This window comes from Pseudomonas sp. AK-TSAG1-1 (assembly GCF_056821665.1).
Genome location: NZ_CM165965.1, coordinates 4,567,556 through 4,592,439, shown reverse-complemented (window position 1 = coordinate 4,592,439; position 24,884 = coordinate 4,567,556). Strand labels below are relative to the sequence as shown.

Below are 24,884 nucleotides of genomic sequence, written 5' to 3'. Positions count from 1 at the left end.
AGACAGGCGCGTTTGTCCGGCCGGTCAAGCTTGGGTTGCCCGATGGCCGGCAATCTTGAATAATCACTCTCAACTGAGAATTACTTGCAGATACTCATGACTCCTGTTTCCACTGGCCAGCCACGCATACTTTCCATCGAGGACGATCCGGTGCTCGGTGCCTATGTCCACGAACATCTGGGCCGCAGCGGCTTTGCGGTGACCTGGTGCCAGAACGGTCAGGACGGCCTGAACATCGCCCGCCACCAGCCGTTCGATGTGGTGCTGATGGACATTCTGCTGCCGGGACTCGATGGTTTGAAGGTGCTGACACAATTGCGCCAGAGCCATTCCACGCCGGTGCTGCTGATGTCGGCCCTGGGCGCCGAGGCCGATCGCATCAGCGGTTTTCGCCTGGGGGCCGACGATTACCTGCCCAAGCCGTTCAGCATGGCCGAGCTGCATGTGCGGATCGAGGCGATCCTGCGGCGGGTGGCACTCGATCGGCGCCCGGCAGCCATTGCGCCAGCCACGGTCAGCGGCGCGCTGCGTTTCGACGATGAACAGTGCGAAGTCTTCCATAACGAACAGGCAGCCGGCCTGACCCGCAGCGAATACCGGTTGCTGGAAACCCTCAATCGCAACGATGAAGAGGTGCTGAGCAAGGCTTTCCTCTATCAGCATGTGTTGCAGCGCGGCTATGCGGCCCACGACCGCAGCCTCGACATGCACATCAGCCAGATCCGCCGCAAACTCAAGGCCATCGGCTACACCGAGCGGGAAGTGCGTACGGTGTGGGGCAAGGGCTATGTGCTGAGTGCGTCCGATGAAAGTCTCTGATCTGCCGGGGCGGCATTCGCTGTTCTGGAAACTGGCGTGTCTGCTGGTGGCGTTCTGTCTGCTGATGATCTGGTTGAGCTGGTCCTGGGGCCGTTACATGGAGGAGCGCAACCAGTTCCTCTCCGACGAGGCCCGCGGCACGCTGAGCCGATATGCCGCCGAGGCGGAAGGGGCGTGGCAGCGCGGCGAGCGTGACGCAATCGATAACTGGTTGCAGAGCATGGAGCTGCGCGAGGCGGGCTGGGTCGGGGTGATCGACCGCAACCTGCAGTCGTTGAGCAGCGATCCGCTGAATGAACAGGAAATCCAGCACCTGACCTTCTTGCGCGGGCTCGATTGGCCGATCCACAAACAGGGGCGGCCGTGGCTGCGCGTGCCGTTTCCCAAGGACCCGTCCGCCGGCAGTCTGGTGATCGAGTTGCCCGAGCGTTTCCTGCCGGGGAAGTACCGGGTGTTCTGGCGGGTGATCACCAACGGGGTGATTCCCGGGCTGTTCACCTTGTTGCTGTGTATCGGCCTGTACCGCTTGCTGGTGGTGCCGCTGAACAACTTGCGCGAGCAGGCCAACGCCTGGCGCGCCGATCAATTGAATGTGCGCCTGTCGAGCGGCATCACCCAGCGCCCGGACGAGCTCGGCGAACTGGCGCGGGCCTTCGACTCGATGTCCGAACGCCTGCAATCCACCGTCACCCTGCAACAGCAGTTGCTGCGCGACTTGTCCCATGAACTGCGCACGCCGCTGAGCCGGCTGCGGGTGGCCAGCGAGAGCGAACAGGATCTGCTGCAACTGCGCGAACGCATTGGCCGTGAAGTCGATGGCATGCAGCGGCTGGTCGAGGACACCCTGCAATTGGCCTGGCTCGACACCGAACGTGCGCCCCTGCCTGACGAAGCGATCCAGATTCAGGCGCTGTGGGAGATGCTCACCGACAACGCCTGTTACGAAAGCGGCTGGCCGAGCCTGCAATTGCAGTGCGCGGTGCCGTCGTCGTGCTGGGTGCGCGGCCACCTCAACACTTTGGCGCAGGCGCTGGAGAACATTCTGCGCAATGCCATTCGTCATTCGCCGGAGGGAGGCATCGTTCGGCTGGAGGGGCGGCGTGAGGGTGACTACTGGCATTTGTGGCTGGAGGATCAGGGCGGTGGCGTGGCCGAGGGTGATCTGCAGCGGATCTTCTCGCCCTTCACCCGCCTTGACGGCTCGCGCCCGGGGGATGGCGGGTTTGGTCTGGGGTTGAGCATTGCGAGGAACGCGGTGCAGAGGCAGGGCGGGATGTTGTGGGCGCAGAATGCCGGATCCGGGTTGCGTCTGAATCTGCGGCTGGTGGCTGATACCAGCGTCATCAGCACTGACGCCTTCGCGAGCAAGCCCGCTCCCACAGTGGATGTGTGTCGTCCGCAGATTGTGTGAAGGCCCCGGCCCCCTGTGAGATAGCAGTGTTGTCGGTACGGACGCCTTCGCGAGTAAGCCCGCTCCCACAGTGGATGTGTGTCGTCCGCAGATTGTGTGAAGGCCGCGGCCCCCTGTGGGAGCGGGCTTGCTCGCGAAGAGGCCCTTCGATTCACCGCTGGACTCTGCTTATTCCCATAAACCATAAGCACCGCACTTTGCGTGATATGGCCTGCGCGGGTTTGCCGGTATGATAGGCGCCCCCGCACGTCTGGATTGCGAATACGCCATGACCCTGCAGTACCCAACCATCGCCGATTGCGTCGGCAACACTCCGCTGGTGCGTTTGCAGCGCCTGCCCGGTGCCACCAGCAACACCCTATTGCTCAAGCTCGAAGGGAACAACCCGGCGGGTTCGGTCAAGGACCGTCCGGCGCTGTCGATGATCACCCGTGCCGAACTGCGCGGGCAGATCCACGTCGGCGACACGCTGATCGAGGCGACCTCGGGCAACACCGGCATTGCACTGGCCATGGCCGCCGCGATCAAGGGTTACAAAATGATCCTGATCATGCCGGACAATTCCAGCGCCGAGCGCAAGGCCGCCATGACCGCCTATGGCGCCGAGCTGATCCTGGTCAGCCAGGAAGAGGGCATGGAAGGCGCTCGCGATCTCGCTCAGCGGATGGAAGCCGAGGGTCGTGGCAAAGTGCTGGACCAGTTCGCCAATGGCGATAATCCTGAAGCCCACTACACCACCACCGGCCCGGAAATCTGGCGCCAGACTCAGGGCACCATTACCCATTTCGTCAGTTCGATGGGCACCACCGGGACCATCATGGGCGTCTCGCGCTACCTCAAAGAGCAGAGCGACAGCGTGCAGATCGTGGGTCTGCAACCGATGGAAGGCTCGGCCATTCCCGGCATCCGTCGCTGGCCGCAGGAATACCTGCCGAAGATCTACCAGGCTGATCGTGTCGACCGCATCGTCGACATGGCGCAAAGCGAAGCCGAGGACGTCACCCGCCGTCTGGCCCGCGAAGAAGGCATCTTCTGTGGTGTGTCCTCGGGCGGTGCGGTGGCAGCGATGCTGCGCCTGTCCCAAGAAGTTGAAAACGCGGTGATCGTCGCGATCATCTGTGACCGTGGCGACCGTTACCTGTCGACCGGCATTTTCGACGCGCCCAACTGATGGCCAAGCACGAGAGAGGCCTGCGCTTTCAGCCCACCGGTGGCAGCAAGGCCCCGCAAATTCCGACCGGCAAAAAACAGCGCTTGACTATCGAGCGCCTGGCCAATGACGGTCGCGGTATCGCGTTTTTCGAAGGCCGCACCTGGTTCGTTCTTGGCGCCCTGGCGGGTGAAGAAGTCGAAGCGCGGGTGCTTGGCGCCCACGGCAAAGTGGTCGAAGCGCGTACCGAACGCGTGTTCAAGGCCAGCGAATTGCGCCGTCCGGCCGCTTGTCAGCACGCCGGCCGCTGCGGCGGTTGCAGTGTTCAACACTTGCCCCACGACGAACAGCTTGCCCTGAAACAGCGCATGCTCGCCGAGCAGTTGTCGAAGGTCGCCGGCGTCGCGCCTGATGAATGGGCCGCGCCATTGAGTGGCCCGGAGTTCGGCTATCGTCGTCGCGCGCGGATCGCCGTGCGTTGGGACATGAAGGCGAAGCAACTCGAAGTCGGTTTTCGCGCCGCCGGCAGCCAGGACATCGTCGCGATCAGCGAGTGCCCGGTGCTGGTACAGCCCTTGCAACCGATCATGACCCGTTTGCCACAGATGCTCCGTCGTTTGAGCAAGCCGCAAGCATTGGGGCATGTCGAGTTGTTCAGCGGTTCATCGCTGGCCGTGCTGCTGCGGCACATGGCTCCGTTGTCCGAAGCGGACCTGACGATTCTCAAGGAATTCTGCCAGTTCCATGAAGCGCAGTTGTGGCTGCATGGTGAGGGCGAGCCGCAACCGGTCGATGCTACCCAGTCGCTGGGCTATCGTCTGGAACAGTGGGATCTGGACCTGGCCTGGCGGCCGGGAGACTTCATCCAGGTCAACGCCGGAGTCAACGAGGCGATGGTGGCGCAGGCGCTGGACTGGCTGAAACCACGCGGCGACGAGCGCGTGCTGGACCTGTTCTGCGGTCTGGGCAATTTCGCCTTGCCGCTGGCCAAAAGCGTGCGCGAAGTGGTGGCGGTGGAAGGCGTGCAGACCATGGTCGACCGCGCCGCCGCGAACGCCGCTAGCAACAATTTGCATAACACAAAGTTTTTTCAAGCCGATTTATCCCAGCCTTTGACCGATGCCCAGTGGATCGGAAACGGCTTTTCTGCGGTACTCTTGGACCCACCGCGTGACGGTGCTTTCGAGGTGGTGCGCAAGCTCGCGACCCTGGGTGCCGAGCGGTTGGTGTATGTGTCGTGCAACCCTGCAACTCTGGCGCGCGATACGGTCGAATTGATCAAGCAGGGCTACCGGTTAAAACGTGCCGGGATTCTCGATATGTTTCCTCAGACGGCGCATGTCGAGGCCATGGCGTTATTTGAAGCGAGCCAGGATGGCTCGTCTGAATCTGTCTGATCTGTCCGCGCAGCGCTCGCTTTGGCCCCGCGAGCGCAAACGGACAATGAGGATCAGCGATTTGACGCATTGAATCTGCGTCGTAGGGAAGGTAAAGCAAGATGGTACAGGTGAGAGCACACCAGCCGATCAACACCGACGGCAGTATCAATCTCGAGGCTTGGCTCGATCACGCGGTCAGTGTCGACATGGCACTGGATCGCGAAGCCTTGAAAGAGGCCTGCGAGTTCGCTCGCGAGGCCGAGCAGCAGTCCAACGCCGCAAAGAATCTGTGGGCCGAGGGCAGCGGCAGTTTCAGCACCGGTCTTGAGATCGCCGAGATTCTCGCCGACCTCAAGCTCGATCAGGACTCGCTGGTTGCGGCGGTGCTGTACCGTGGCGTCCGTGAAGGCCAGATCGAACTTGCGGCGGTCAGCCAGCGCTTCGGCCCGGTGGTGGCCAAGCTGATCGACGGCGTGCAGCGCATGGCGGCGATCAGTGCCAGCCTCAGCCCGCGCCAGTCGATGGTGATGGGCACTCAGGGCCAGGTGGAAAACCTGCGCAAGATGCTGGTGGCAATGGTCGACGACGTGCGCGTCGCACTGATCAAGCTCGCCGAGCGCACTTGTGCGATCCGCGCGGTGAAAACCGCCGACGACGAAAAACGCAACCGGGTCGCCCGGGAAGTCTTCGACATCTATGCGCCGCTCGCGCACCGCCTCGGCATCGGTCATATCAAATGGGAATTGGAGGACTTGTCCTTCCGCTACTTGGAACCGGATCAATACAAACAGATCGCCAAGTTGCTCCACGAGCGGCGGCTGGATCGTGAGCGTTTCATCGCCGACGTGATGACCCAGCTCAAGGACGAATTGCAGGCCACCGGCGTCGACGCCGACATCAGCGGCCGGGCCAAACATATCTATTCGATCTGGCGCAAAATGCAGCGCAAGGGTCTGGAGTTCAGCCAGATCTACGACGTGCGTGCAGTGCGCGTGCTGGTGCCGGAAATGCGCGACTGCTACACCGCGCTCGGTATCGTCCACACCCTGTGGCGGCACATCCCGAAAGAGTTCGACGACTACATCGCCAACCCGAAAGAGAACGGCTACCGCTCGCTGCACACCGCAGTGATCGGCCCTGAGGGCAAAGTGCTTGAAGTGCAGATCCGTACGCACTCGATGCACGAAGAGGCCGAACTTGGTGTGTGCGCGCACTGGCGCTACAAGGGCACCGACGTCAAATCCGGCTCCAACCACTACGAAGAGAAAATCTCCTGGCTGCGTCAGGTCCTCGAGTGGCACGAAGAACTGGGCGACATCGGTGGTCTGGCCGAACAGCTGCGGGTCGACATCGAACCGGATCGGGTCTACATCTTCACCCCCGACGGTCACGCCATCGATTTGCCGAAGGGCGCGACGCCGCTGGACTTCGCCTACCGTGTGCACACCGAAATCGGCCACAACTGCCGTGGTGCGAAGATCAACGGGCGCATCGTGCCGCTCAACTACAGCCTGCAGACCGGTGAGCAGGTCGAGATCATCACCAGCAAGCACGGTACGCCGAGCCGCGACTGGCTGAACTCCAACCTCGGGTACGTCACCACCTCGCGGGCGCGGGCGAAGATCGTTCACTGGTTCAAGTTGCAGGCTCGCGATCAGAACGTTGCGGCCGGTAAAACCCTGATCGAACGCGAACTGACGCGTCTCGGCCTGCCGGCGGTGGATTTCGACAAGCTGGCCGACAAGGCCAACATGAAAACCGCCGAAGACATGTTCGCCGCCCTCGGCGCTGGCGACTTGCGCCTGGCGCAACTGGTCAATCTGGCGCAGCAACTGGTCGAGCCGGAGCGCGGCAACGAACAGCTGGAGCTGATTCCGCGCAAAGCCACCGGCTACAAACCGGGCAAGCGCGGCGACATTCAGATCCAGGGCGTCGGCAACCTGATGACGCAGATGGCCGGCTGCTGCCAGCCGCTACCGGGCGACGCGATCGTCGGCTACATCACCCAGGGCCGTGGTGTGAGCATTCACCGTCAGGACTGCGCCTCGGTGCTGCAACTGGCCGGGCGTGAGCCGGAGCGGATCATTCAGGTCAGCTGGGGCCCGGTGCCGGTGCTCACCTATCCGGTGGACATCGTCATCCGTGCTTACGACCGTTCCGGTCTGCTGCGTGACGTCTCGCAGGTGCTGCTCAACGAGCGCATCAACGTGCTGGCGGTCAACACCCGCTCGAACAAGGAAGACAACACGGCGCTGATGTCCCTGACCATCGAGATTCCCGGACTGGATGCGCTGGGACGCTTGCTGGGGCGGATTTCGCAGTTGCCGAACATCATCGAGACGCGGCGTAACCGTACCCCTTGAAGACCGGCGCTGATCAACTGTGGGAGCGGGCTTGCTCGCGAAGAGGGTGTGTCAGTCGACATCATTGTTGCAGGCACAGCGCTTTCGCGAGCAGGTTCGCTCCCACAATGGTTTTGTGGTGAGACAGAAAAATGATCTATAGCCTTGAAGACCTGCTCCACCTGATGAACCGTCTGCGCGACCCGCAGTTCGGTTGCCCGTGGGACATCAAGCAGACCTACGCGACCATCGTCCCGCACACCCTTGAAGAAGCCTACGAAGTGGCCGATGCCATCGAGCGTGGCGACTTCGATCATTTGCAGGGCGAGTTGGGCGATCTGCTGTTTCAGGTCGTCTATTACAGTCAGTTGGCCCGGGAAGAAGGGCGCTTCGAATTTGCCGGGGTGGTCGACAGCATCACCCGCAAGCTGATCCGTCGTCATCCGCATGTATTCCCGACCGGCGATCTGTATGCGCCGCTGGACGTGCCGCGTCTGAGCGAGGCGCAGGTCAAGCAGCGTTGGGAAGAGATCAAGGCCGAAGAGCGCGCCGAGAAATCCGCCGCGCCCGAGCAACTGTCACTGCTTGATGACGTGCCTGCAACGTTGCCGGCGCTGTCCCGTTCGGCCAAGTTGCAAAAACGCGCCGGACAGGTCGGTTTCGATTGGCCGGATGCGCTGCCGGTGCTGGACAAGGTGCGTGAAGAACTCGATGAGGTCCTCGAAGCCATGTCCGAAAACGATCCCGTCGCCGTGGCTGACGAGATCGGTGACCTGCTGTTTTCCGTGGTCAACCTGGCCCGGCATCTGAAGGTCGATCCGGAAACCGCGCTGCGGGGCGCCAACGGCAAGTTCGAAAGACGTTTCCGATTTATCGAACAGGCATTGCGCGACACCCATCGTCCCATGGAAGATTGCACCCTCGAAGAGTTGGACGCCCTGTGGGGTGAAGCCAAACGTCAGGAAAAGAATGCGCCCAGCTGCGGCTGAGCAACTGCCCAAGTGAGTAAGCCCATGAGTATTTCCCTTCGCGACCAGTTGCTCAAAGCAGGCCTGGTCAACCAAAAGCAGGCCAAGCAGGTCAGCAAAGACAAACAGAAGCAACAGCGTCTGGCCCACAAGGGGCAGGCCGAGCTGGATGATTCGCAGCAACGCGCCGCCCAGGAAGCCATGGCCGAGAAGGTCAAGCGCGACCAGGAGCTGAACCGTCAGCAGCAAGAGAAAGCCGAGGCCAAGGCCCGTGCCGCGCAGGTCAAGCAGTTGATCGAAGTCTCGCGTCTGCCGAAGCTGACCACCGAGGACTACTACAACTTTGTCGATGACAAGAAGGTCAAGCGCATCTCGGTCAATACGCTGATGCGCAACAAGCTCAGCAGCGGCTCGCTGGCAATCGTGCACCATGCCGGTGGCTACGAAGTGATCCCCCGTGAAGCGGCCCTGAAGATCCAGGAGCGCGACCCGCAGCGCATCGTCCAGCTCAACGTGCAGACCGAAGAGGTCAATGCCGAGGATGATCCGTACGCGGCCTATCAGATCCCTGATGACCTGATGTGGTAAATCGATAAAGCTGTAACAACGACAAACCCCGCTCATGGCGGGGTTTGTCGTTTTCAATGCTGTGGTTGATTCAGGAGGAGCGGGCTTCGCGTTGTTGCTCCAGCACTTCCAGTTCGGCCTTGTAGTTGTGGGCATCGATCTCGTTGTGGAACATGCCGACCAGCAAGTCTTGTTGATGCACATCCCAGATTCGTACGCCGGCGGCTACGCCTTCATGGGACATGTGTGAATCGTCGCGTTCAGTTACTTTTACAGTCATCTGCTAGCTCCAAATCTCAAGTTATCTGCATCAAGGCGTGTGCAGGACTCTTTTATATGATTTGTTAGCTTGCTAAGTAAACGGCTGATTTGTGCAATGTATTCTTGCGAAAACCGCAACAGTGCTACAGCCCGCTAAATCCGCGACATTCGGTCGCATGGCGCAAGGTTTCATGACAGAAGTTTCATCTCCAGACGCACTAAAAATCCCCTGCGGGAGCGGGCTTGCTCGCGAATGCGGCGGATCAGGAGTGAAGATGTTTACTGAAAAAACGCATTCGCGAGCAAGCCCGCTCCCACAGGGTATTGCTGTGTGGCTGCTACTTTCTGCAGACCAAAAAAAACGCCCCGAACCAGTCGGGGCGTTTTCATGTGTGGCTCAAGCGGGAGGAATTACTTGCCTTCCCAGCGCTTCAGTACCAGCGTGGCGTTGGTGCCGCCGAAGCCGAAGCTGTTGCTCATCACGGTGTTGATGGTGGCGTTTTCGCGGGTCTTGGTCAGCACCGGCAGATCGGCCACTTCAGGGTCCAGCTCGTCGATGTTGGCGGAACCGGCAATGAAGTTGCCTTCCATCATCAGCATGCAGTAGATCGCTTCGTGAACGCCGGCGGCGCCCAGGGAGTGACCGGACAGGCTCTTGGTCGAGCTGATCGCTGGAGCCTTGTCGCCGAACACTTCACGCACACCTTTCATTTCCGCGACGTCACCGACCGGAGTCGAGGTGCCGTGGGTGTTCAGGTAGTCGATCGGGGTGTCGACGGTGGACATTGCCATCTGCATGCAGCGGATCGCGCCTTCGCCACTTGGGGCAACCATGTCGTAGCCGTCGGACGTTGCACCGTAGCCAACGATTTCAGCGTAGATCTTGGCGCCACGGGCCAGAGCGTGTTCCAGCTCTTCAACCACGACCATACCGCCACCGCCAGCGATGACGAAACCGTCACGGTCGGCGTCGTAGGCACGGGATGCCTGTTGCGGGGTGTCGTTGCGCTTGCTGGACAGGGCGCCCATGGCGTCGAACAGGAACGACTGGCTCCAGTGCTCTTCTTCACCGCCACCGGCGAAGACGATGTCCTGCTTGCCCATCTGGATCTGTTCCATGGCGGTACCGATGCAGTGAGCACTGGTGGCGCAGGCAGATGCGATGGAGTAGTTCAGGCCCTTGATCTTGAACGGTGTGGCCAGGCACGCGGAAACGGTGCTGCTCATGGTCCGCGTTACACGGTATGGACCAACGCGTTTCACGCCTTTTTCGCGCAGGATGTCCAGCGCTTCCATCTGGTTCAGGGTCGACGCGCCGCCGGAGCCGGCGATCAGGCCGGTACGCGGGTTGGACACTTGCTCTTCGGTCAGGCCGGAGTCAGCGATGGCGTCTTTCATGGCCAGGTAGGCATAAGCCGCTGCGTGGCCGACGAAACGATAGATCTTGCGATCGATCAGTTCTTCAAGGTTGAGGTCGATGGAGCCGGAAACCTGGCTACGCAGACCCATTTCAGCATATTCCGGGTTGAACCGGATGCCAGGGCGGCTTGCACGCAGGTTAGCGGAGACGGTCTCTTTGTCATTGCCCAGGCACGAAACAATGCCCAGACCAGTGATAACGACGCGGCGCATGCGAATAACCCTTAGAAGTTGTCAGTGGAGGTGAACACGCCGACGCGAAGGCCTTCGGCGGTGTAGATTTCGCGACCGTCGACAGTCACCGAACCATCGGCGATGGCCAGGTTCAGCTTGCCCTTGAGGACGCGTTTGATATGAATGTTGTAGGTGACTTTCTTGGCGGTCGGCAGCACCTGGCCGAAGAATTTCACTTCGCCCGAACCCAGCGCACGGCCGCGGCCCGGCAGGCCTTGCCAGCCCAGGAAGAAGCCGACCAGTTGCCACATGGCGTCCAGACCCAGGCAGCCCGGCATCACCGGATCGCCTTCGAAGTGGCACGCGAAGAACCACAGGTCAGGGTTGATATCCAGCTCGGCGACCAATTCACCTTTGCCGTACTTGCCGCCTTCTTCGCTGATCAGGGTGATGCGATCCACCATCAGCATGTTCGGGGCGGGCAGTTGCGCGTTACCCGGGCCGAACAGCTCACCGCGACTGCAGCGCAGCAGATCTTCCCGAGTAAAGGCGTTTTGTTTGGTCATGCGAGCTCCTCAATAATCCCATGCGGCAGGTGGGGCAAATCTTCCCGGCCGATCGACGCGTTCATGCCTCGTACCGGCAGCCTACTCATAGACTATTGCGTTGTGGTGAAAGTCACAGCACCAAGGACATGAATGTACACTTGTGCACTGAAATTTTTATTCAAGCCCCTTTTGAGGCTCGTTCGGGTGCCTAAGACTGCCGCACTTTCGCTTTTCACGCCAGTCGCAGATGGTCGAAAAACCGTCACTACTGCACCCAGCGCTGCAGAATCTGTTGTAGGTCATTGCGTTTGAACGGCTTCGCCAGATAATCGTTCATGCCCGCCGACAGGCAGGTTTCGCGGTCCCCCTGCAACGCGTTGGCGGTCAGCGCGATGATTGGCACGTCACTGCGTCCGGGCAGCAGACGGATCTGCCGGGTAGCCTCATACCCGTCGATGATCGGCAGACGGCAATCCATCAGAATCACTTCAAAATCATTGCCTTCGGCGCTGCGTACCGCCTGCGCGCCGTCGGTGGCGACGCTCACAGTAAAGCCCAGGCTGCGCAACATTGCCTCGATGACGGTCTGGTTGACCGGATTGTCCTCCACCAGCAACACATTGCGCCCCTCACCGTGCCCGTTGCCATTGGCCGCACGCGGTGCCGCCAGTTGCGGCAACGTCTGCTTATATAAGGCCAGCGGGATTTCCAGGGTGAACACCGAGCCCCGGCCTTCTTCACTTTGCGCACGCAACGTCCCACCCATGCGTTCGGCCAGGGTACGGGCGATCGGCAAGCCGAGTCCGGTACCGCCATAACGCCGCGAAATCGAACTGTCGGCTTGCTGGAACGCGTCGAACATCAACTCCAGGCTTTGCGAGGAGATCCCGATGCCGCTGTCGCGCACCGAACAGGTGAACCACAGCAGTTCGTGATCCAGCGACTGCCACTGCGCTTCGATGCTGACCCGGCCGCGCTCGGTGAACTTCAAGGCGTTGCCCACCAGATTGACCAGAATCTGCCGGATCCGCGTCGGGTCACCCTGCACCTGCAAGTCGCGCATGTCCTCGGGAATCCGCAGGTTCAGGTCCAGGCCCCGCTGGGCTGCGCTGTGCTGGAACGACTGGGCGCAAGCGCCGATCAGGTCGGCGAGGTTGAACGGGATGTGCTCAAGCTCCAGCTCCGAGCGTTCGATCCGCGAGAAGTCGAGAATGTCGTTGATGACTTTCAGCAGATGCTCGGTGGACTCCGAAGCGAGCGCTGCATACTCGATCTGCTCCTCGGTCATGTCCGTGGTTTCCAGCAACTGCAACATGCCCAGCACCCCGTTCATGGGCGTGCGCAGTTCGTGGCTCATCATCGCCAGGAAATCGGATTTGGCGTTGTTGGCTTTTTCCGCTTCTTCGCGGGTCTGGATCAGTTGCGCCATCGCCTGATGCTGTTCGCGGCTGGCCTGCTCCAGTGCCTGGGCGAGGTTGTTGATGTGCTGCGACAGGGCGCCTAGTTCGGTGTCATCGACAATCGGCAGCGGGGTTTTGTAGTCACCCTGTTGAATCGCCTTGACCGCGTTGCCGATATCGCGAATCGGCGCCGACAGGCTGCCGGCCAGACGCCGCGCCAGAACAAAAGTGAAGAGCAGGGCGAACAACGCCAGTATCCCTGCCTTGAGCAGGATTTCCTGTTGGCGCTGACTGAAGGCATCGTTGGACAGGCCGACGATCACCCGGCCCAGATAATCCTCGCTGGTCACGTTGATGCTGGCTTTGGCGTCGTGGAAAAAATCGCTGTTCAAGGCGATCCGTTGCAGACGCACCGGTGCCTGGAACACTTCGACCTGATGCGGTCGGTTGTGTGTGTCAGAGGCTTGTTCAACGTAGGCCAGAATCCGGTTGGCGCTGTCCTGCACCTCGATGAAGCGAACGTTCGGTGTAGCCAGTGTCGCTTTGAGCAGGCTTTCCAGCACTTCGTTGTTGCCGGAAATCACCCCGTACTCGGTGGCGGGGGCCAGTTGATTGGCGATCAGTTGCCCGGTGTGATTGAGCTCCTGACGCAAATCCTGGATGCGCACGAAGGTAAAGAAACTGATCAGCAACAGCGTGAGCAGCAGCGCAGGGCCCAGGCTGATCAGTTGCGTGCGGGTGTTGATGTCCCAGCGGCGACGCAGATTCATGGGTGGCTTTCTCCTTCAGCCAACTGGCGGGCAACAGACGCTTCATCGATTGGCTCGATACCCAGGGAACGAGCGACCTGCGCATTACTTGAAACTTTAAAACGTTGCGGATACAGGGTTCGCGGCCACGTGGCCGGAGGGCGGTCGAGCAACTCGTCGAGGATCGCCAGCCAATCGGGCTGATCGCTGTACGTGCTGGCCAGGCTGCCGGCACGGACAAACGCCGCGTTTGGCCCGACCAGGGCGATTTGCCGCGAGTAGCTGCTGAGCAGCAGGTTTTTCGCGGTTTTCGGGTTGTACAGGTCCGGGTCGTCGAGGCCCAGCAGCACGTCACTGTTTTTCAGCACTGTCTGCAACGGGCGGCTGTCCTGAGTGTTGTCCCAGCGCTGGCTGACGATCTGCAGATTGAGCGGAACGGCGGCCTGGCGCAGCTCCTTGAGCAGGAATTCGCTGTGTTGGTCGAACAGCACGCCGACCCGCCGCGCCTGCGGCAGAATCCGCTGGATCAATTGCAGTTGCCGGCCCAGCGGTGGATCGCTCCACAGCAGGCTCAAGTGCGCCGGTTGCGCGCCCCCCAAGCGCTGCCGGGCTTGCAGGCGGCTGATGCGCAACACCAGCGTCGCCGGTCCCTGAGGCTCTTTAAGACGCCAATCGAGGCTGGGCAGGTCGAGCAGAATCATCCGCAGGTTGTTCGGCAACTTGCCCGGCGCCGGCAGGCTGGCCAATGGCTGGAACCGCACGTTATCGGTGGGGCGCAGCTCGCTCAAGGCCTGGACGAAGGCCTGCACGCCAGGACTTTCTTCGGCGCCGGTCAGCAGAATATCGGCCGCTTGCACCGCCACGCCGTGCAGCCACGCGGTCAAAAACAGACAGGCACCGGCCAGCCAGTGGCCAAGGGTTGGCGTCTTGTTTGCCGTGCCGTAGCGCACCTTAGAACTCCAGCTCGGCGCTGAAATACATCACCCGGCGCTCGTCGTAATTGTTGTCGACGAAGGTGGTCGGCTCGTTATCGAGCCGCTGTTGCAGGACGCCGGCCAGTTGCAATTGAGCCTTGCCCAAAGCGATGCGTTTGGCGATGCGCGTGTCGACTCGCTCGAAGCGGTAGCCGTTGAGCGCGTTGTCGCCGTAATAGAAGAGGGCGCTGTTCCAGCCGTGCCCCCAATCGCGCAACCAACCGGCGGAGCCGCTGTTGCGTGAGGTGAATTGCTGATCCAGTGGATTGCTTGCCTCGGCATCGACGAAAGCGTACGTGAAGCGCAGGCGATCGATCATGCTCAGACGCCAGTCGAGCTGGGTTTCAGTGCCGCGAAAACGTGAGCTGTTGGCGTTGCTGGCGATGTACTGGTTATTGCGCAGCGGCTCGCTGATCATCCCGGTGATTTCGTCGTAGAACAGCTTCACATCGACCGCCAGCCCCAGCTCGGCGAAATAGCCGTTGTAGCCCAGCTCGCGCGAGCGCATGTGCTCCTGATCGAGATCGCCCGGGCCGCGTGTCTTGACGAAGTAGCGGGCTGAAGACTGACCGTAGGCCGAGGGCCGCAGGTTGCTCACCTGATAGCTCCAGTTGACGTTGTTCTCGAACATGTCCGGCGAGCGGATCGCCTCCGAGTACACCGCGCGCAGGCCATGGCGCGGATTGATCAGGTAATTGACCGCGAACCGGGGCGTCAGCGAACTGCCGATCAGTTGGGTGTTTTCGAACATTGCGCCGCCCTGCAACAGCCAGTGTTCGCTGGCGCGCCATTCCAGTTGGCCGAACACTCGCCAAGTGGTGTCGTCCAGCGTGCCGTTGAAGTAGGTCTCGGAATCGGCCCGGTCGTAACGATAGTTCATGCCGCTGACCAGTCGCAGACTGTCGGACAGGCTGAGGGTGTCCTGCAATTCGAGGTCGTAGCGCGACTCCCGGGCGCTTTGGTCGATGTCGCCGCACAGGGTCTGGCTGGCACCGTTGCGCCACTGATCCAGCACTTGATTGGCCAGGGCCATTTCCTGTGGGGTGCCAGCCTCCGGGCCGGGGCCGGTGAAGCGGGTGATGTTGCGCGCCAGGCGTTCGGTGTAGTTCGGGTTCAGCTGCCACAACTGCGTCAGCTGCGGGCTGAACGACACTTCGGCATCGCAGGCGCGCCACACTTGCTGGCGATCCCAGTGCTGGGCCGAACCTTGTATATAAAGGCTGTGTTGCGGATTGATGTCGAGATTCCAGCGCACCGAGCCGGCGTAATCCTTGGCCACCACGTCAGAATTGTTCCCGGCAGCGGTAATCCCCGAGAACACCGGGCGGTAGGTGTAAGGTCGCTGATTGGTGCCATCCTTCGCGTTGACCTGCCAGTCGAGGCTCTGGTTGTCACTCAGGGTATGGCTGACGGCGAGGCTGAAGCGGTTCAAGCGACGGCTGTCACGATAATCGGCACCAGTGCGGTCGCTGTCGAAGCCGTCGTCTTCCTGGCCGGACAGCGACAGACGCAGATCGCCGCCATTCCAGCCGGTGCCCTGGCTGGCATAGAAATCGTTGATGCCGCGCTGGCCGCGGGTGTACTTCAGTCGCGTGCCGTGGCTGTCCGCCGGGTTGCGGGTGATGATGTTGACCACCGCCATCAGCGCGTTGGCGCCATAGCTGACGGTGTTCGGCCCACGGAAAACCTCGATGCGCTCGATGTCTTCCATGGCCACCGGAATGTCGCTCCAGTCCACCGTGGCGAGGCCCGCGCGGTACACCGAGCGGCCATCGATCAACACCTGCATGCGTCGCGCTTCACTGGCATTGGTCCCGTGATAATTGACCGCCGCCTGATTGCCGCTGATGTTGCCGACCATCATCCCCGGCACCAGGCGCAGCAGTTCGCTGATGTCGCGGGCGCCGCTGGCGTTGATCAATTCACTGTCGATGACGGTCATGCTCCCCGGCACTTCCGCTGGCGTCTGTTTCAGGCGCGTGGCCGTCAGCACCTGCGGCAGCGTTTCGCTGTCGACAAACAGGTCGTCCGCCTGCAATACCGGGCTGAACAACAGCGCCAGTAACAGGGACGAACGCGAAGGGTGAGAGCCAAAAGACACGACACAGCCTTGATCACAATGAATTGGCGCGCATGTTAACCGAGGGCAGCGAGTTTTCCAGTCACGATGCGGGCATTTTCCTCGGTTTTATTGGTCTTCTTCCTACAAGTGCCGGTAATTGACGCAGGGGCTGGCCGCGACCCGGTCGCCCCGTATAATGCCGGCATCGCCACTGGTATGGATTAACGGATTGCATATGACTGAACAGCGCCCGATTGCGGTCCTGGGAGGCGGAAGTTTTGGTACCGCCGTGGCCAATCTTTTGGCCGAGAACGGCCATCAAGTCCGGCAGTGGATGCGTGACCCCGAGCAGGCCGAGGCCATCCGGGTCAATCGCGAAAACCCGCGTTACCTCAAAGGCATCAAGATTCTGCCGGGAGTGACCGCCGTCACTGACCTGCAGGCAACCCTCGACGCCTGCGAACTGTGCTTCGTCGCGCTGCCATCAAGCGCGCTGCGCACGGTGCTGGCCGCCCATGCCGAGCGCTTGAGCGGCAAGATGCTGGTCAGCCTGACCAAGGGCATCGAAGCCCACACGTTCAAACTGATGAGCCAGATCCTCGAAGAGATCGCCCCGCAGGCGCGTATCGGCGTGTTGTCCGGGCCGAACCTGGCGCGTGAGATCGCCGAGCACGCGCTGACCGCCACCGTGGTCGCCAGTGAAGACGAAGAACTGTGCAAACAGGTGCAGGCCGCGCTGCATGGTCGCACTTTTCGCGTTTACGCCAGTGCCGACCGCTTCGGTGTTGAGCTGGGCGGCGCGTTGAAAAACGTCTATGCAATCATCGCCGGCATGGCGGTAGCGCTGGAGATGGGCGAGAACACCAAGAGCATGCTGATCACTCGCGCCTTGGCCGAGATGACCCGGTTTGCGGTGAATCAGGGCGCGAACCCGATGACCTTCCTCGGGCTGGCCGGGGTCGGTGACTTGATCGTCACCTGCTCGTCGCCCAAGAGCCGTAACTATCAGGTCGGGTTTGCCCTCGGTCAGGGCTTGAGCCTTGATGAAGCGGTGTCGCGCCTGGGCGAAGTCGCCGAAGGCGTGAACACCCTGAAAGTGCTCAAGGCCAAGTCCCAAGAAGTTGGCGTGTACATGCCGCTGGTCGCCGGGCTGCATGCGATCCTGTTTGAAGGACGCACGCTGGAACAGGTGATCGGTCTACTGATGCGTGCCGAGCCGAAAACCGATGTCGACTTTATTTCCACCAGCGGTTTCAACTGATTCAACAGGAAGCGAGCCATGAACGATCCGAAAACCGAAGCCAAGTACGAATCCATCCTCCTGCGGGTGCTGTGGATGATCGTCTACGTGCTGGTCTGGCAAGTGGCGCAGTTCATCCTCGGCGCGGTGGTGCTGGTGCAACTGATCTATCGTTTGATTTATGGCGCGCCGAGCGCCGGCCTGATGAATTTTGGCGACAGCCTGAGCCAGTTTCTGGCGCAGATCGGCCGCTTCGGCAGCTTTCACAGCGACCAGAAACCGTGGCCGTTCGCCGACTGGCCAACCCCGCGCGCCCCGGAAGGTGAAGCGCCGCACGCCGTGCCGCCAGCACCGCATCCGGCCCGAGATGAGGAACCCAAGCTATGAAACTCTGGGTATTGCGTCACGGTGAGGCCGAGCCTTATGGCTCGCGACCCGACTCCGAGCGGGAGCTGACCGAGCACGGTCGCAAGGAAGCCTTGAGCAGTGCGGCCCGGTTGATCGGCCAGCCGCTGACCGCGATCTACGCCAGCCCTTATCTGCGTGCGCAGCAGACCGCGCAGATTGTCCGCGAGGCGCTGGGTTTCGAGCCGGAGATTCGCACTGTCGAGTGGCTGACGCCGGAGACCGACCCGGACAAGGTCACCGATCAACTGGTCTCGGTGAGCAATGTGCTGCTGGTCAGCCACAACCCGCTGGTGGGCAATCTGCTCAGCTATCTGCAGCATGGCGCCGGGTATCCGCCGGAGAAGGTCAGCACCGCTGGCCTGGCTGAGCTGGAAAGCCCTGAACTGCTGATCGGCTCGATGACGCTTAACAGCCTCAAGCACCCCTGACGCTGATCCCTTGTGGGAGTGGGCTTGCTCGCGAATGCGGTGTGTCAGCCACTGTAAATGTCACTGATACACCGCATTCGCGAGCAAGCCCGCTCCCACAGGTGACCTCATAGTCAGTTGAAATTATTTGTTTGAATTTTCCAACCAAGCACTTGCTTGGTTGACTACGCTTGCTCCAGACCTAAAAACAGGAGCGAGTCGCATGTCTGCCGCATTCCGTTTGCCGCTGGACGTGTTTTACGAACGTGAGGCCCGGCACCCGCGCCAGCGTTTTCTCGTGCAGCCCATCGGCGGCGGGCAGGTCGAGACCCTGACCTGGGCCGATGTCGGCCATCAGGCCCGTTGCGCCGCGCACTGGCTGCGCGCCCGGGAATTGCCGCAAGGCAGCCACATCGCGCTGATCTCGAAAAACTGCGCGCACTGGATCATTGCCGATCTGGCGATCTGGATGGCCGGGCACGTCTCGGTGCCGCTGTATCCCAACCTCACAGCAGACTCCGTGGCTCAGGTCCTCACGCATTCGGAGAGTGTGCTGGCGTTCATCGGCAAACTCGATGACTGGCCCGGGATGTCCAAAGGGATTGCGTCGGGGCTGCCAACCATCAGCCTGCCGCTGCATCCGCCCGGCACGTTCGATTTCAGTTGGGACGAGTTGCTGAAGCGCTCGCCGATCCAGGACGATCCGCGCCCGGCGGCCGACCAACTGGCAACCATCATCTATACCTCCGGTACCACCGGGCTGCCCAAGGGCGTGATGCACAGTTTTGCCAATCTGGGGTTTGCCACCACTCGTGGCACGCAGCTGTTCGGCCTCAACGAGAACGACCGGCTGCTGTCGTACCTGCCGCTGTGCCATGTCGCCGAACGGATGTTCGTCGAGCTGGCCTCGATCTACACCGGGCAAACCGTGTTTTTTGCTGAAAGCCTCGACACCTTTATCACCGATCTGCAGCGGGCGCGGCCGACGGCAATGTTCGGCGTGCCGCGGATCTGGACCAGGTTCCAGATGGGCGTGTACGGCAAAATCCCGGCCAAACGCCTGGATTTCCTGCTGGGCCTGCCGTTGATTGGCAAGCGGGTAGGGCACAAGGTGTTGGCCGGGTTGGGGCTCGACGCATTACGCGTCGCCCTGTCCGGTGCGGCGCCGGTGCCACAGACCTTGCTCACCTGGTATCAGAAGCTTGGCCTTGATGTGCTGGAGGTCTATGGCATGACCGAGAGTTGCGGCTACTCGCATATCTGCCTGCCGGGCCAGTACAAACAAGGCTGGATTGGCAGGCCGTGTCCGGAGGTCGAAGTGCGTATCGACGAGTCCGGCGAGGTGCAGGTGCGCAGTCAGGCGAACATGCTCGGTTATTTCAAGGAGCCGCAGAAAACCGCCGAAACCCTCACCGAGGACGGCTTCCTGCGTACTGGTGACAAGGGCGAGCAGGACGCCGAGGGGCGCCTGCGCCTGACCGGGCGGCTCAAGGAGATCTTCAAGACCAGCAAAGGCAAATACGTGGCCCCGGCGCCGATTGAGAACCGTCTGGCGGTGCACTCGCGAATCGAGCAGGTCTGCGTGGTGGGCGATGGTCTGAGTGCGCCGCTGGGCTTGTGCGTACTCTCGACGGTCCATCAGGAAGAGGGCCGGGCGAGTCTGCATTCGAGCCTGGAGAAACTGCTGGAGGAGGTCAACGCCGTGCTCGACAAGCATGAGCGGCTGCGGCGACTGGTGGTGGTCAAGGACAGCTGGGCGGTGGAAAACGGCTTTCTCACGCCGACGTTGAAGATCAAGCGCAATGTCATCGAAGACACCTACGGTGCGCAGTTTGCAGAATGGAGCGAGCGCAGCGAGGCGGTGCTGTGGCAGGATTGAGTAACGATCAAAACAACAAAGGAAGCCTGCGATGACCTTGTGGCGCACCACTCCGAACATCGAGCAGTTGAACGCAATCCAGAAAAACACCATCGGCGAAGTGCTGGATATCCGTTTTGAGTCTTTCGACGAAGAATCGCTGACGGCGAGCATGGTTATCGATCATCGCACTCACCAGCCTTACGGTCTGCTGCATGGCGGCGCCTCGGTGGTGCTGGCGGAAACCGTTGGCTCGATGGCCAGTTACCTGTGCATCGATGCCAGCAAGTTCTATTGCGTGGGCCTGGAGATCAACGCCAACCACTTGCGCGGCTTGCGCAGTGGGCGAGTGACGGCGGTGGCCAGGCCGATTCATATCGGCCGCACCACGCATGTCTGGGACATCCGCCTGACCAGCGATGAAGGCAAGGCCAGCTGTGTCTCACGCCTGACCATGGCGGTGGTGCCGCTGGGCGAGCAGCCGCCGGCACGTTGAAGTCCGATGCATCCATAGCCGTGACCGGACTGTCATCATTCCTGGCAGTTACGGTCATTGCTCAGGGGCGCGCTCTTGCGGACAATCAGCGGCATGTTTCCGCTCATGGATTTACCAGCATGTCGCAGCCGATCTTTTTCACCCACGCCAACGGGTTTCCCTCGGGCACCTATGGCAAGTTGTTCGCGGCGCTGGCGCCCGAGTATCGGGTCGCGCATCTGGAACTGCATGCTCATGACCCGCGTTTCCCGGCGGACGACAACTGGTACAACCTGGTTGACGAACTGATCCACCATTTGCAGCAACAGGATCAACCGGTGTGGGGCGTCGGTCATTCCTTTGGCGGCGTGTTGCACCTGCACGCGGCGCTGCGTTGCCCTGAGCTGTATCGGGGCGTGGTGATGCTCGATTCGCCGGTGCTGACCCGCACCGACCAATGGGTGATCCGCGCCGCCAAGCGCTTCGGTTTCATCGACAAACTGACCCCCGCCGGCCGCACACTTGGCCGCCGCGAAGAGTTTGCCGACCTCGCCAGTGCACGCAGCTACTTTGCGGGTAAAACCCTGTTCCGCGGTTTTGATCCGGAGTGCTTCGATGCCTACCTGCAACACGGTTTGCACCAGGTCGGCGACAAGTTGCGCCTGCGCTTCGATCCGGCCACCGAAATCAGCATCTATCGCGGCGTGCCGCACACCAGTCCGGGCCGCACCCGGCAACTGAAAGTGCCGCTGGCGGTGGTACGCGGGCATAAGAGTCGCGTGGTGATGCGTCATCACGGCAGTTTCGTTTCGCGCCTGCCGCAGGGTGAATTACTGAGCATGCCCGGCGGGCATATGTTTCCGCTGGAACGTCCGCAGGACACCGCACGACTGCTGAAGAATCTGTTCAATCGCTGGGAAGGTCGTCAGGACAAGGACTGCGCATGAACCCGTCCTTCGAAGAAGTGCGCCTGAGCCTGCCGCATATCGAACTGGCGGCGCATTTGTTCGGTCCCGAGGACGGCCTGCCGGTGATTGCCCTGCATGGCTGGCTCGATAATGCCAACAGCTTTGCGCGGCTGGCGCCCAAGCTCAAAGGCCTGCGCATCATCGCGCTGGACATGGCCGGGCACGGTCACTCCGGGCATCGCCCGAACGGCGCCGGCTATGCCTTGTGGGACTATGCCCATGACGTGTTGCAGGTCGCCGAACAACTGGGCTGGAAGCGCTTCGGCCTGCTCGGGCACTCGATGGGCGCTATCGTTTCGCTGGTGCTGGCGGGCTCGTTACCGGAACGCATCAGCCATCTGGCGTTGATTGATGGAGTGATTCCGCCTACGGACAAAGGCGAAAACGCGGCCGAGCGCATGGGCATGGCCCTGCAGGCGCAACTGGACCTGCGCGAGAAACGCAAACCGGTCTACAACACCCTCGACCGCGCGATCGAAGCACGGATGAAAGGCCTGGTGGCGGTCAGTCGCGAAGCCGCCGAACTGCTGGCGCAACGCGGCTTGATGCCGGTACCCGGTGGTTATACCTGGCGCACCGACAATCGCCTGACCCTGCCATCGCCGCTGCGCCTGACGCAGGAACAGGCCATGGCCTTCGTCCAGCGCATCACCTGCCCGGCACAACTGGTGGTCGCCGCCGACGGCATGTTGGCCAAACATCCCGAGTTGCTGGAACGTCTACCCTTTAGCCAGGAACAGCTGGCGGGCGGGCACCATTTGCACCTCAACGATGAGGCCGGTGCCGACCTTGTCGCAGACTGTTTCAATCGCTTCTTCGCCATTCCTTGACTTGCACCGGGCAACTGTCGAGGCTGGGCGGGTTGAAATGGGAGACAAACATGATGGATTTCTATACTGCTGCGACCCCGACCCGCCAAGCCATGCCGATCCGATGAGCCTGACTATGCGGTCACTCAGTCTGTTGGCGCTGTGCTGTTTCAGTCCCTTTCTATTCGCTGCCGATGTGCCTGGCAGCCAGGATCTGCAGATCGTGCCGCGTCTGGCCGATGCGCAGATCGTCGACTATCGCCCTCCTGTGGAACTCGAGCGGATCTACCCGCTGGGGTCGATCCGCAAGATCAGCGGCCAGTTGCGCTTCGACGGCCAGGTCACCGCACGCGGCCAGACCACTTCGGTGACCTACGAGTTGCCACCGGAACACGCTGCCACCGAAGCCTTCACCGCTGCCCGCGAAGCCCTGCAAAAGCAGGGCGCCGAGTTGCTGTTCTGGTGTCAGGCCCGCGACTGCGGCGAAAGCAGCCTGTGGGCCAACGAGGTGTTCGGCAATTCCAAACTGTACGGCGCGGACGAGCAACAGGCTTATCTGCTGTTGCGCCTGGCAGCCCCGAAGGACAACACCCTGGTGGCGCTATACAGCATCACCCGCGGCAATCGCAAAGCCTACCTGCATGTCGAGCAGTTCGAGGCGAGCGCGCCACTGGGCGAGTTGCTGCCGACCTCGGCCACGCTGTTGCGCCAGCTCAAGAGCACGGGCGAGCTGAACCTGCCCAAACTGGTGGGCGACCCGGATGACACCTGGCTGCGCCTGATTTCCCGTGGTTTGAACCTCGACACCACTCAGCGCGTGACGATTTCCGGGCCGAAGGCCGAGGCCTGGCGTCAGGCGCTGATCAGTCAGGGTGTGCGTGCGGCACGGATGGAGGCGGGGAGTGCCGACAGCGCGGGCCTGCGCATCGATCTGTTGCGATAAGCTGTATCGGGCGAGCACGCGTGGCGTGTTCGCCTACTCTTTGGCTGACTGACTTTTTCGAGACTCTACATGCTCAATAACGATCGGCTGTTGGTGCAAATCCTCCTGCTGGTGCTGTTTGGTGCCAGTTTCTGGGTGATGGCGCCGTTCTGGTCGGCGCTGTTCTGGGGCGCGGTGCTGGCGTTCGCCAGTTGGCCGCTGATGCGCCTGCTGACCCGTTGGCTGAATGGCCGCGAGTCACTCGCTGCAGCTATCTTGACCCTGGGCTGGATGTTGCTGGTGGCGGCGCCGCTGGTGTGGCTGGGGTTCAACCTGGCGGATCACGTGCGTGATGCCACGGCGTTCATCAAGGATGTGCAGGTCGACGGTCTGCCGGAGGCGCCGGTCTGGCTCGGCACCGTGCCGCTGGTGGGTGAACGGCTGGTCGGGGTCTGGAACAGCATCGATCAGCAAGGCGCGGCGTTGATGGTGTCGATCAAGCCGTATCTGGGGCAGGTCGGTAACTGGCTGCTGGCGCGCAGTGCGCAGATTGGCGGCGGGATTCTCGAGCTGACCCTGAGTATTGTTTTCGTGTTCTTTTTCTACCGTGACGGGCCGCGGCTGGCGGCGTTTGTGCACAGTCTGCTGGAACGGCTGATCGGTGAGCGGGCCGGGTATTACATCGAGCTGGTGGCCGGCACCGTGCAACGGGTGGTCAACGGGGTGATCGGTACGGCGGCGGCGCAGGCGATTCTGGCGTTGATCGGGTTTCTGATTGCCGGGGTGCCGGGGGCGCTGGTGCTGGGGATCGTGACGTTCCTGCTCAGTCTGATTCCGATGGGGCCGCCGTTGGTGTGGATTCCGGCCACGGCCTGGCTGGCGTGGAAGGGTGAGTATGGGATGGCGGTGTTTCTCGGGATCTGGGGGACGTTCATCATCAGTGGCGTGGATAACGTGTTGAAGCCTTATCTGATCAGCCGTGGCGGGAATCTGCCGTTGGTGATTGTGTTGCTTGGGGTGTTTGGGGGGTTGATTGCCTTTGGGTTTATCGGGTTGTTTATTGGGCCTACTTTGTTGGCGGTGGCTTATAGTTTGTTGACGGATTGGAGCAAGAGTCAGGCTCGGGTTTAGGTTTGGCTGGGATGCTTTGACTTGGCGGCCTTTGGGCCGACCAGGTTCTTGGGTTTTGTGGGCATATCCGTTGCTGCGGTAATGGCTACTTATGGTTTCGCCCTTACGGCGAGTCCCTTTTGACAAGCGCCTCAAAAGGAACCAAAAGGGCTTGCCCCGGCGTTCGGCCCTCGCCGTGGCTCGGGTTCCTTCGTTACGGGATTCATCCGGGGGCATCGCCTCCGGTTTGCTTCGCTGCACCTCCTCTCGATGTGTTCGACTACGTCGAACGGTCGCTGCGCTCCCACCCCCGGATAAACCCCTCCACTCAGCCTGCCGACGGGGCCGGTGGATCAAGAGCTTTCGGCGAGCTGACACTCGGCCATTTGAGTGGTGAAGCGCACGGCGGCGTCACCGCTTTGCTTTCCTGTAGGAGCGAGCCTGCTCGCGATGGCGGCCTACGA

22 protein-coding genes are annotated in these 24,884 nt (G+C 61.4%); 16 read left to right on the top strand and 6 right to left on the bottom strand.

The window, feature by feature from the left end; genetic code table 11:
* Positions 1 to 96: 96 nt before the first annotated feature.
* From AC1UK9_RS20685 to AC1UK9_RS20655, 7 genes are all read left to right on the top strand, one after another.
* On the top strand, positions 97 to 819 hold the full coding sequence (locus tag AC1UK9_RS20685; protein WP_025112956.1) for a response regulator transcription factor: 723 nt from the start codon (positions 97 to 99) through the stop codon (positions 817 to 819).
* Complete coding sequence (locus tag AC1UK9_RS20680) at positions 806 to 2,230, top strand: histidine kinase sensor domain-containing protein (RefSeq protein WP_473013278.1); 1,425 nt, start codon at positions 806 to 808, stop codon at positions 2,228 to 2,230. Before AC1UK9_RS20685 ends, AC1UK9_RS20680 begins: the two co-directional genes overlap by 14 nt.
* A gap of 268 nt (positions 2,231 to 2,498) precedes the next feature.
* On the top strand, positions 2,499 to 3,401 hold the full coding sequence (gene cysM / locus AC1UK9_RS20675) for a cysteine synthase CysM (protein ID WP_482580509.1): 903 nt from the start codon (positions 2,499 to 2,501) through the stop codon (positions 3,399 to 3,401).
* Positions 3,401 to 4,777: a 23S rRNA (uracil(1939)-C(5))-methyltransferase RlmD gene (gene rlmD / locus AC1UK9_RS20670; RefSeq protein WP_482578393.1), complete on the top strand. Its 1,377-nt coding sequence runs from the start codon at positions 3,401 to 3,403 to the stop codon at positions 4,775 to 4,777. The genes cysM and rlmD overlap by 1 nt, the downstream gene beginning before the upstream one ends.
* A gap of 101 nt (positions 4,778 to 4,878) precedes the next feature.
* Positions 4,879 to 7,122 (top strand): GTP diphosphokinase, encoded by a 2,244-nt coding sequence (gene relA / locus AC1UK9_RS20665; RefSeq protein ID WP_025112960.1) that lies wholly within the window; start codon positions 4,879 to 4,881, stop codon positions 7,120 to 7,122.
* 134 nt (positions 7,123 to 7,256) lie between these two features.
* Complete coding sequence (gene mazG / locus AC1UK9_RS20660; protein ID WP_482580507.1) at positions 7,257 to 8,090, top strand: nucleoside triphosphate pyrophosphohydrolase; 834 nt, start codon at positions 7,257 to 7,259, stop codon at positions 8,088 to 8,090.
* Between the two features lie 24 nt (positions 8,091 to 8,114).
* The gene (locus AC1UK9_RS20655) at positions 8,115 to 8,657 is read left to right on the top strand and encodes a DUF2058 domain-containing protein (RefSeq protein WP_025112962.1); all 543 of its coding nucleotides are present in this window, start codon (positions 8,115 to 8,117) and stop codon (positions 8,655 to 8,657) included.
* Positions 8,658 to 8,727: 70 nt separating this feature from the next.
* Here the strand turns inward: AC1UK9_RS20655 and AC1UK9_RS20650 are convergent, their stop codons facing one another.
* The 6 genes from AC1UK9_RS20650 to AC1UK9_RS20625 all read right to left on the bottom strand — a co-directional run bounded on the left by AC1UK9_RS20650 (position 8,728) and on the right by AC1UK9_RS20625 (position 16,262).
* Entirely contained in the window at positions 8,728 to 8,916 is a 189-nt protein-coding gene (locus tag AC1UK9_RS20650; RefSeq protein WP_025112963.1) for a hypothetical protein, read from the bottom strand.
* A gap of 392 nt (positions 8,917 to 9,308) precedes the next feature.
* The gene (fabB, locus tag AC1UK9_RS20645; RefSeq protein WP_025112964.1) at positions 9,309 to 10,529 is read right to left on the bottom strand and encodes a beta-ketoacyl-ACP synthase I; all 1,221 of its coding nucleotides are present in this window, start codon (positions 10,527 to 10,529) and stop codon (positions 9,309 to 9,311) included.
* 11 nt (positions 10,530 to 10,540) lie between these two features.
* Positions 10,541 to 11,056 carry a 3-hydroxyacyl-[acyl-carrier-protein] dehydratase FabA gene (fabA, locus tag AC1UK9_RS20640; protein WP_003227150.1) on the bottom strand — a complete coding sequence of 172 codons (516 nt, stop codon included), beginning with the start codon at positions 11,054 to 11,056 and terminating at the stop codon, positions 10,541 to 10,543.
* Between the two features lie 247 nt (positions 11,057 to 11,303).
* A complete protein-coding gene (locus AC1UK9_RS20635) occupies positions 11,304 to 13,208 on the bottom strand; it encodes an ATP-binding protein (RefSeq protein WP_025112965.1) in 1,905 nt (634 codons plus the stop codon).
* Entirely contained in the window at positions 13,205 to 14,137 is a 933-nt protein-coding gene (locus AC1UK9_RS20630; protein WP_473013275.1) for an ABC transporter substrate-binding protein, read from the bottom strand. The genes AC1UK9_RS20635 and AC1UK9_RS20630 overlap by 4 nt, the downstream gene beginning before the upstream one ends.
* A 1-nt stretch (position 14,138) precedes the next feature.
* Complete coding sequence (locus AC1UK9_RS20625; RefSeq protein WP_482578392.1) at positions 14,139 to 16,262, bottom strand: TonB-dependent receptor plug domain-containing protein; 2,124 nt, start codon at positions 16,260 to 16,262, stop codon at positions 14,139 to 14,141.
* Between the two features lie 196 nt (positions 16,263 to 16,458).
* On the opposite strand from AC1UK9_RS20625, the gene AC1UK9_RS20620 reads away from it, so the two are divergent.
* From AC1UK9_RS20620 to AC1UK9_RS20580, 9 genes are all read left to right on the top strand, one after another.
* The gene (locus AC1UK9_RS20620; RefSeq protein ID WP_007968955.1) at positions 16,459 to 17,484 is read left to right on the top strand and encodes an NAD(P)H-dependent glycerol-3-phosphate dehydrogenase; all 1,026 of its coding nucleotides are present in this window, start codon (positions 16,459 to 16,461) and stop codon (positions 17,482 to 17,484) included.
* Between the two features lie 18 nt (positions 17,485 to 17,502).
* A complete protein-coding gene (locus AC1UK9_RS20615; protein ID WP_025112968.1) occupies positions 17,503 to 17,850 on the top strand; it encodes a DUF4389 domain-containing protein in 348 nt (115 codons plus the stop codon).
* Entirely contained in the window at positions 17,847 to 18,299 is a 453-nt protein-coding gene (gene sixA / locus AC1UK9_RS20610) for a phosphohistidine phosphatase SixA (RefSeq protein WP_025112969.1), read from the top strand. The genes AC1UK9_RS20615 and sixA overlap by 4 nt, the downstream gene beginning before the upstream one ends.
* Before the next feature lie 202 nt (positions 18,300 to 18,501).
* Entirely contained in the window at positions 18,502 to 20,157 is a 1,656-nt protein-coding gene (locus AC1UK9_RS20605) for an AMP-binding protein (RefSeq protein ID WP_482578391.1), read from the top strand.
* Between the two features lie 31 nt (positions 20,158 to 20,188).
* On the top strand, positions 20,189 to 20,632 hold the full coding sequence (locus AC1UK9_RS20600; protein ID WP_025112971.1) for a hotdog fold thioesterase: 444 nt from the start codon (positions 20,189 to 20,191) through the stop codon (positions 20,630 to 20,632).
* Positions 20,633 to 20,751: 119 nt separating this feature from the next.
* Positions 20,752 to 21,558, top strand: coding sequence for an alpha/beta fold hydrolase (locus AC1UK9_RS20595; protein ID WP_025112972.1), 807 nt, complete (start codon positions 20,752 to 20,754; stop codon positions 21,556 to 21,558).
* Positions 21,555 to 22,409, top strand: coding sequence for an alpha/beta hydrolase (locus AC1UK9_RS20590; RefSeq protein WP_025112973.1), 855 nt, complete (start codon positions 21,555 to 21,557; stop codon positions 22,407 to 22,409). The genes AC1UK9_RS20595 and AC1UK9_RS20590 overlap by 4 nt, the downstream gene beginning before the upstream one ends.
* A 115-nt stretch (positions 22,410 to 22,524) precedes the next feature.
* Positions 22,525 to 23,331: a DUF4892 domain-containing protein gene (locus tag AC1UK9_RS20585; protein WP_025112974.1), complete on the top strand. Its 807-nt coding sequence runs from the start codon at positions 22,525 to 22,527 to the stop codon at positions 23,329 to 23,331.
* Between the two features lie 69 nt (positions 23,332 to 23,400).
* Positions 23,401 to 24,441, top strand: a complete 1,041-nt coding sequence (locus AC1UK9_RS20580; protein WP_025112975.1) for an AI-2E family transporter — start codon at positions 23,401 to 23,403, stop codon at positions 24,439 to 24,441.
* Positions 24,442 to 24,884: the final 443 nt, after the last annotated feature.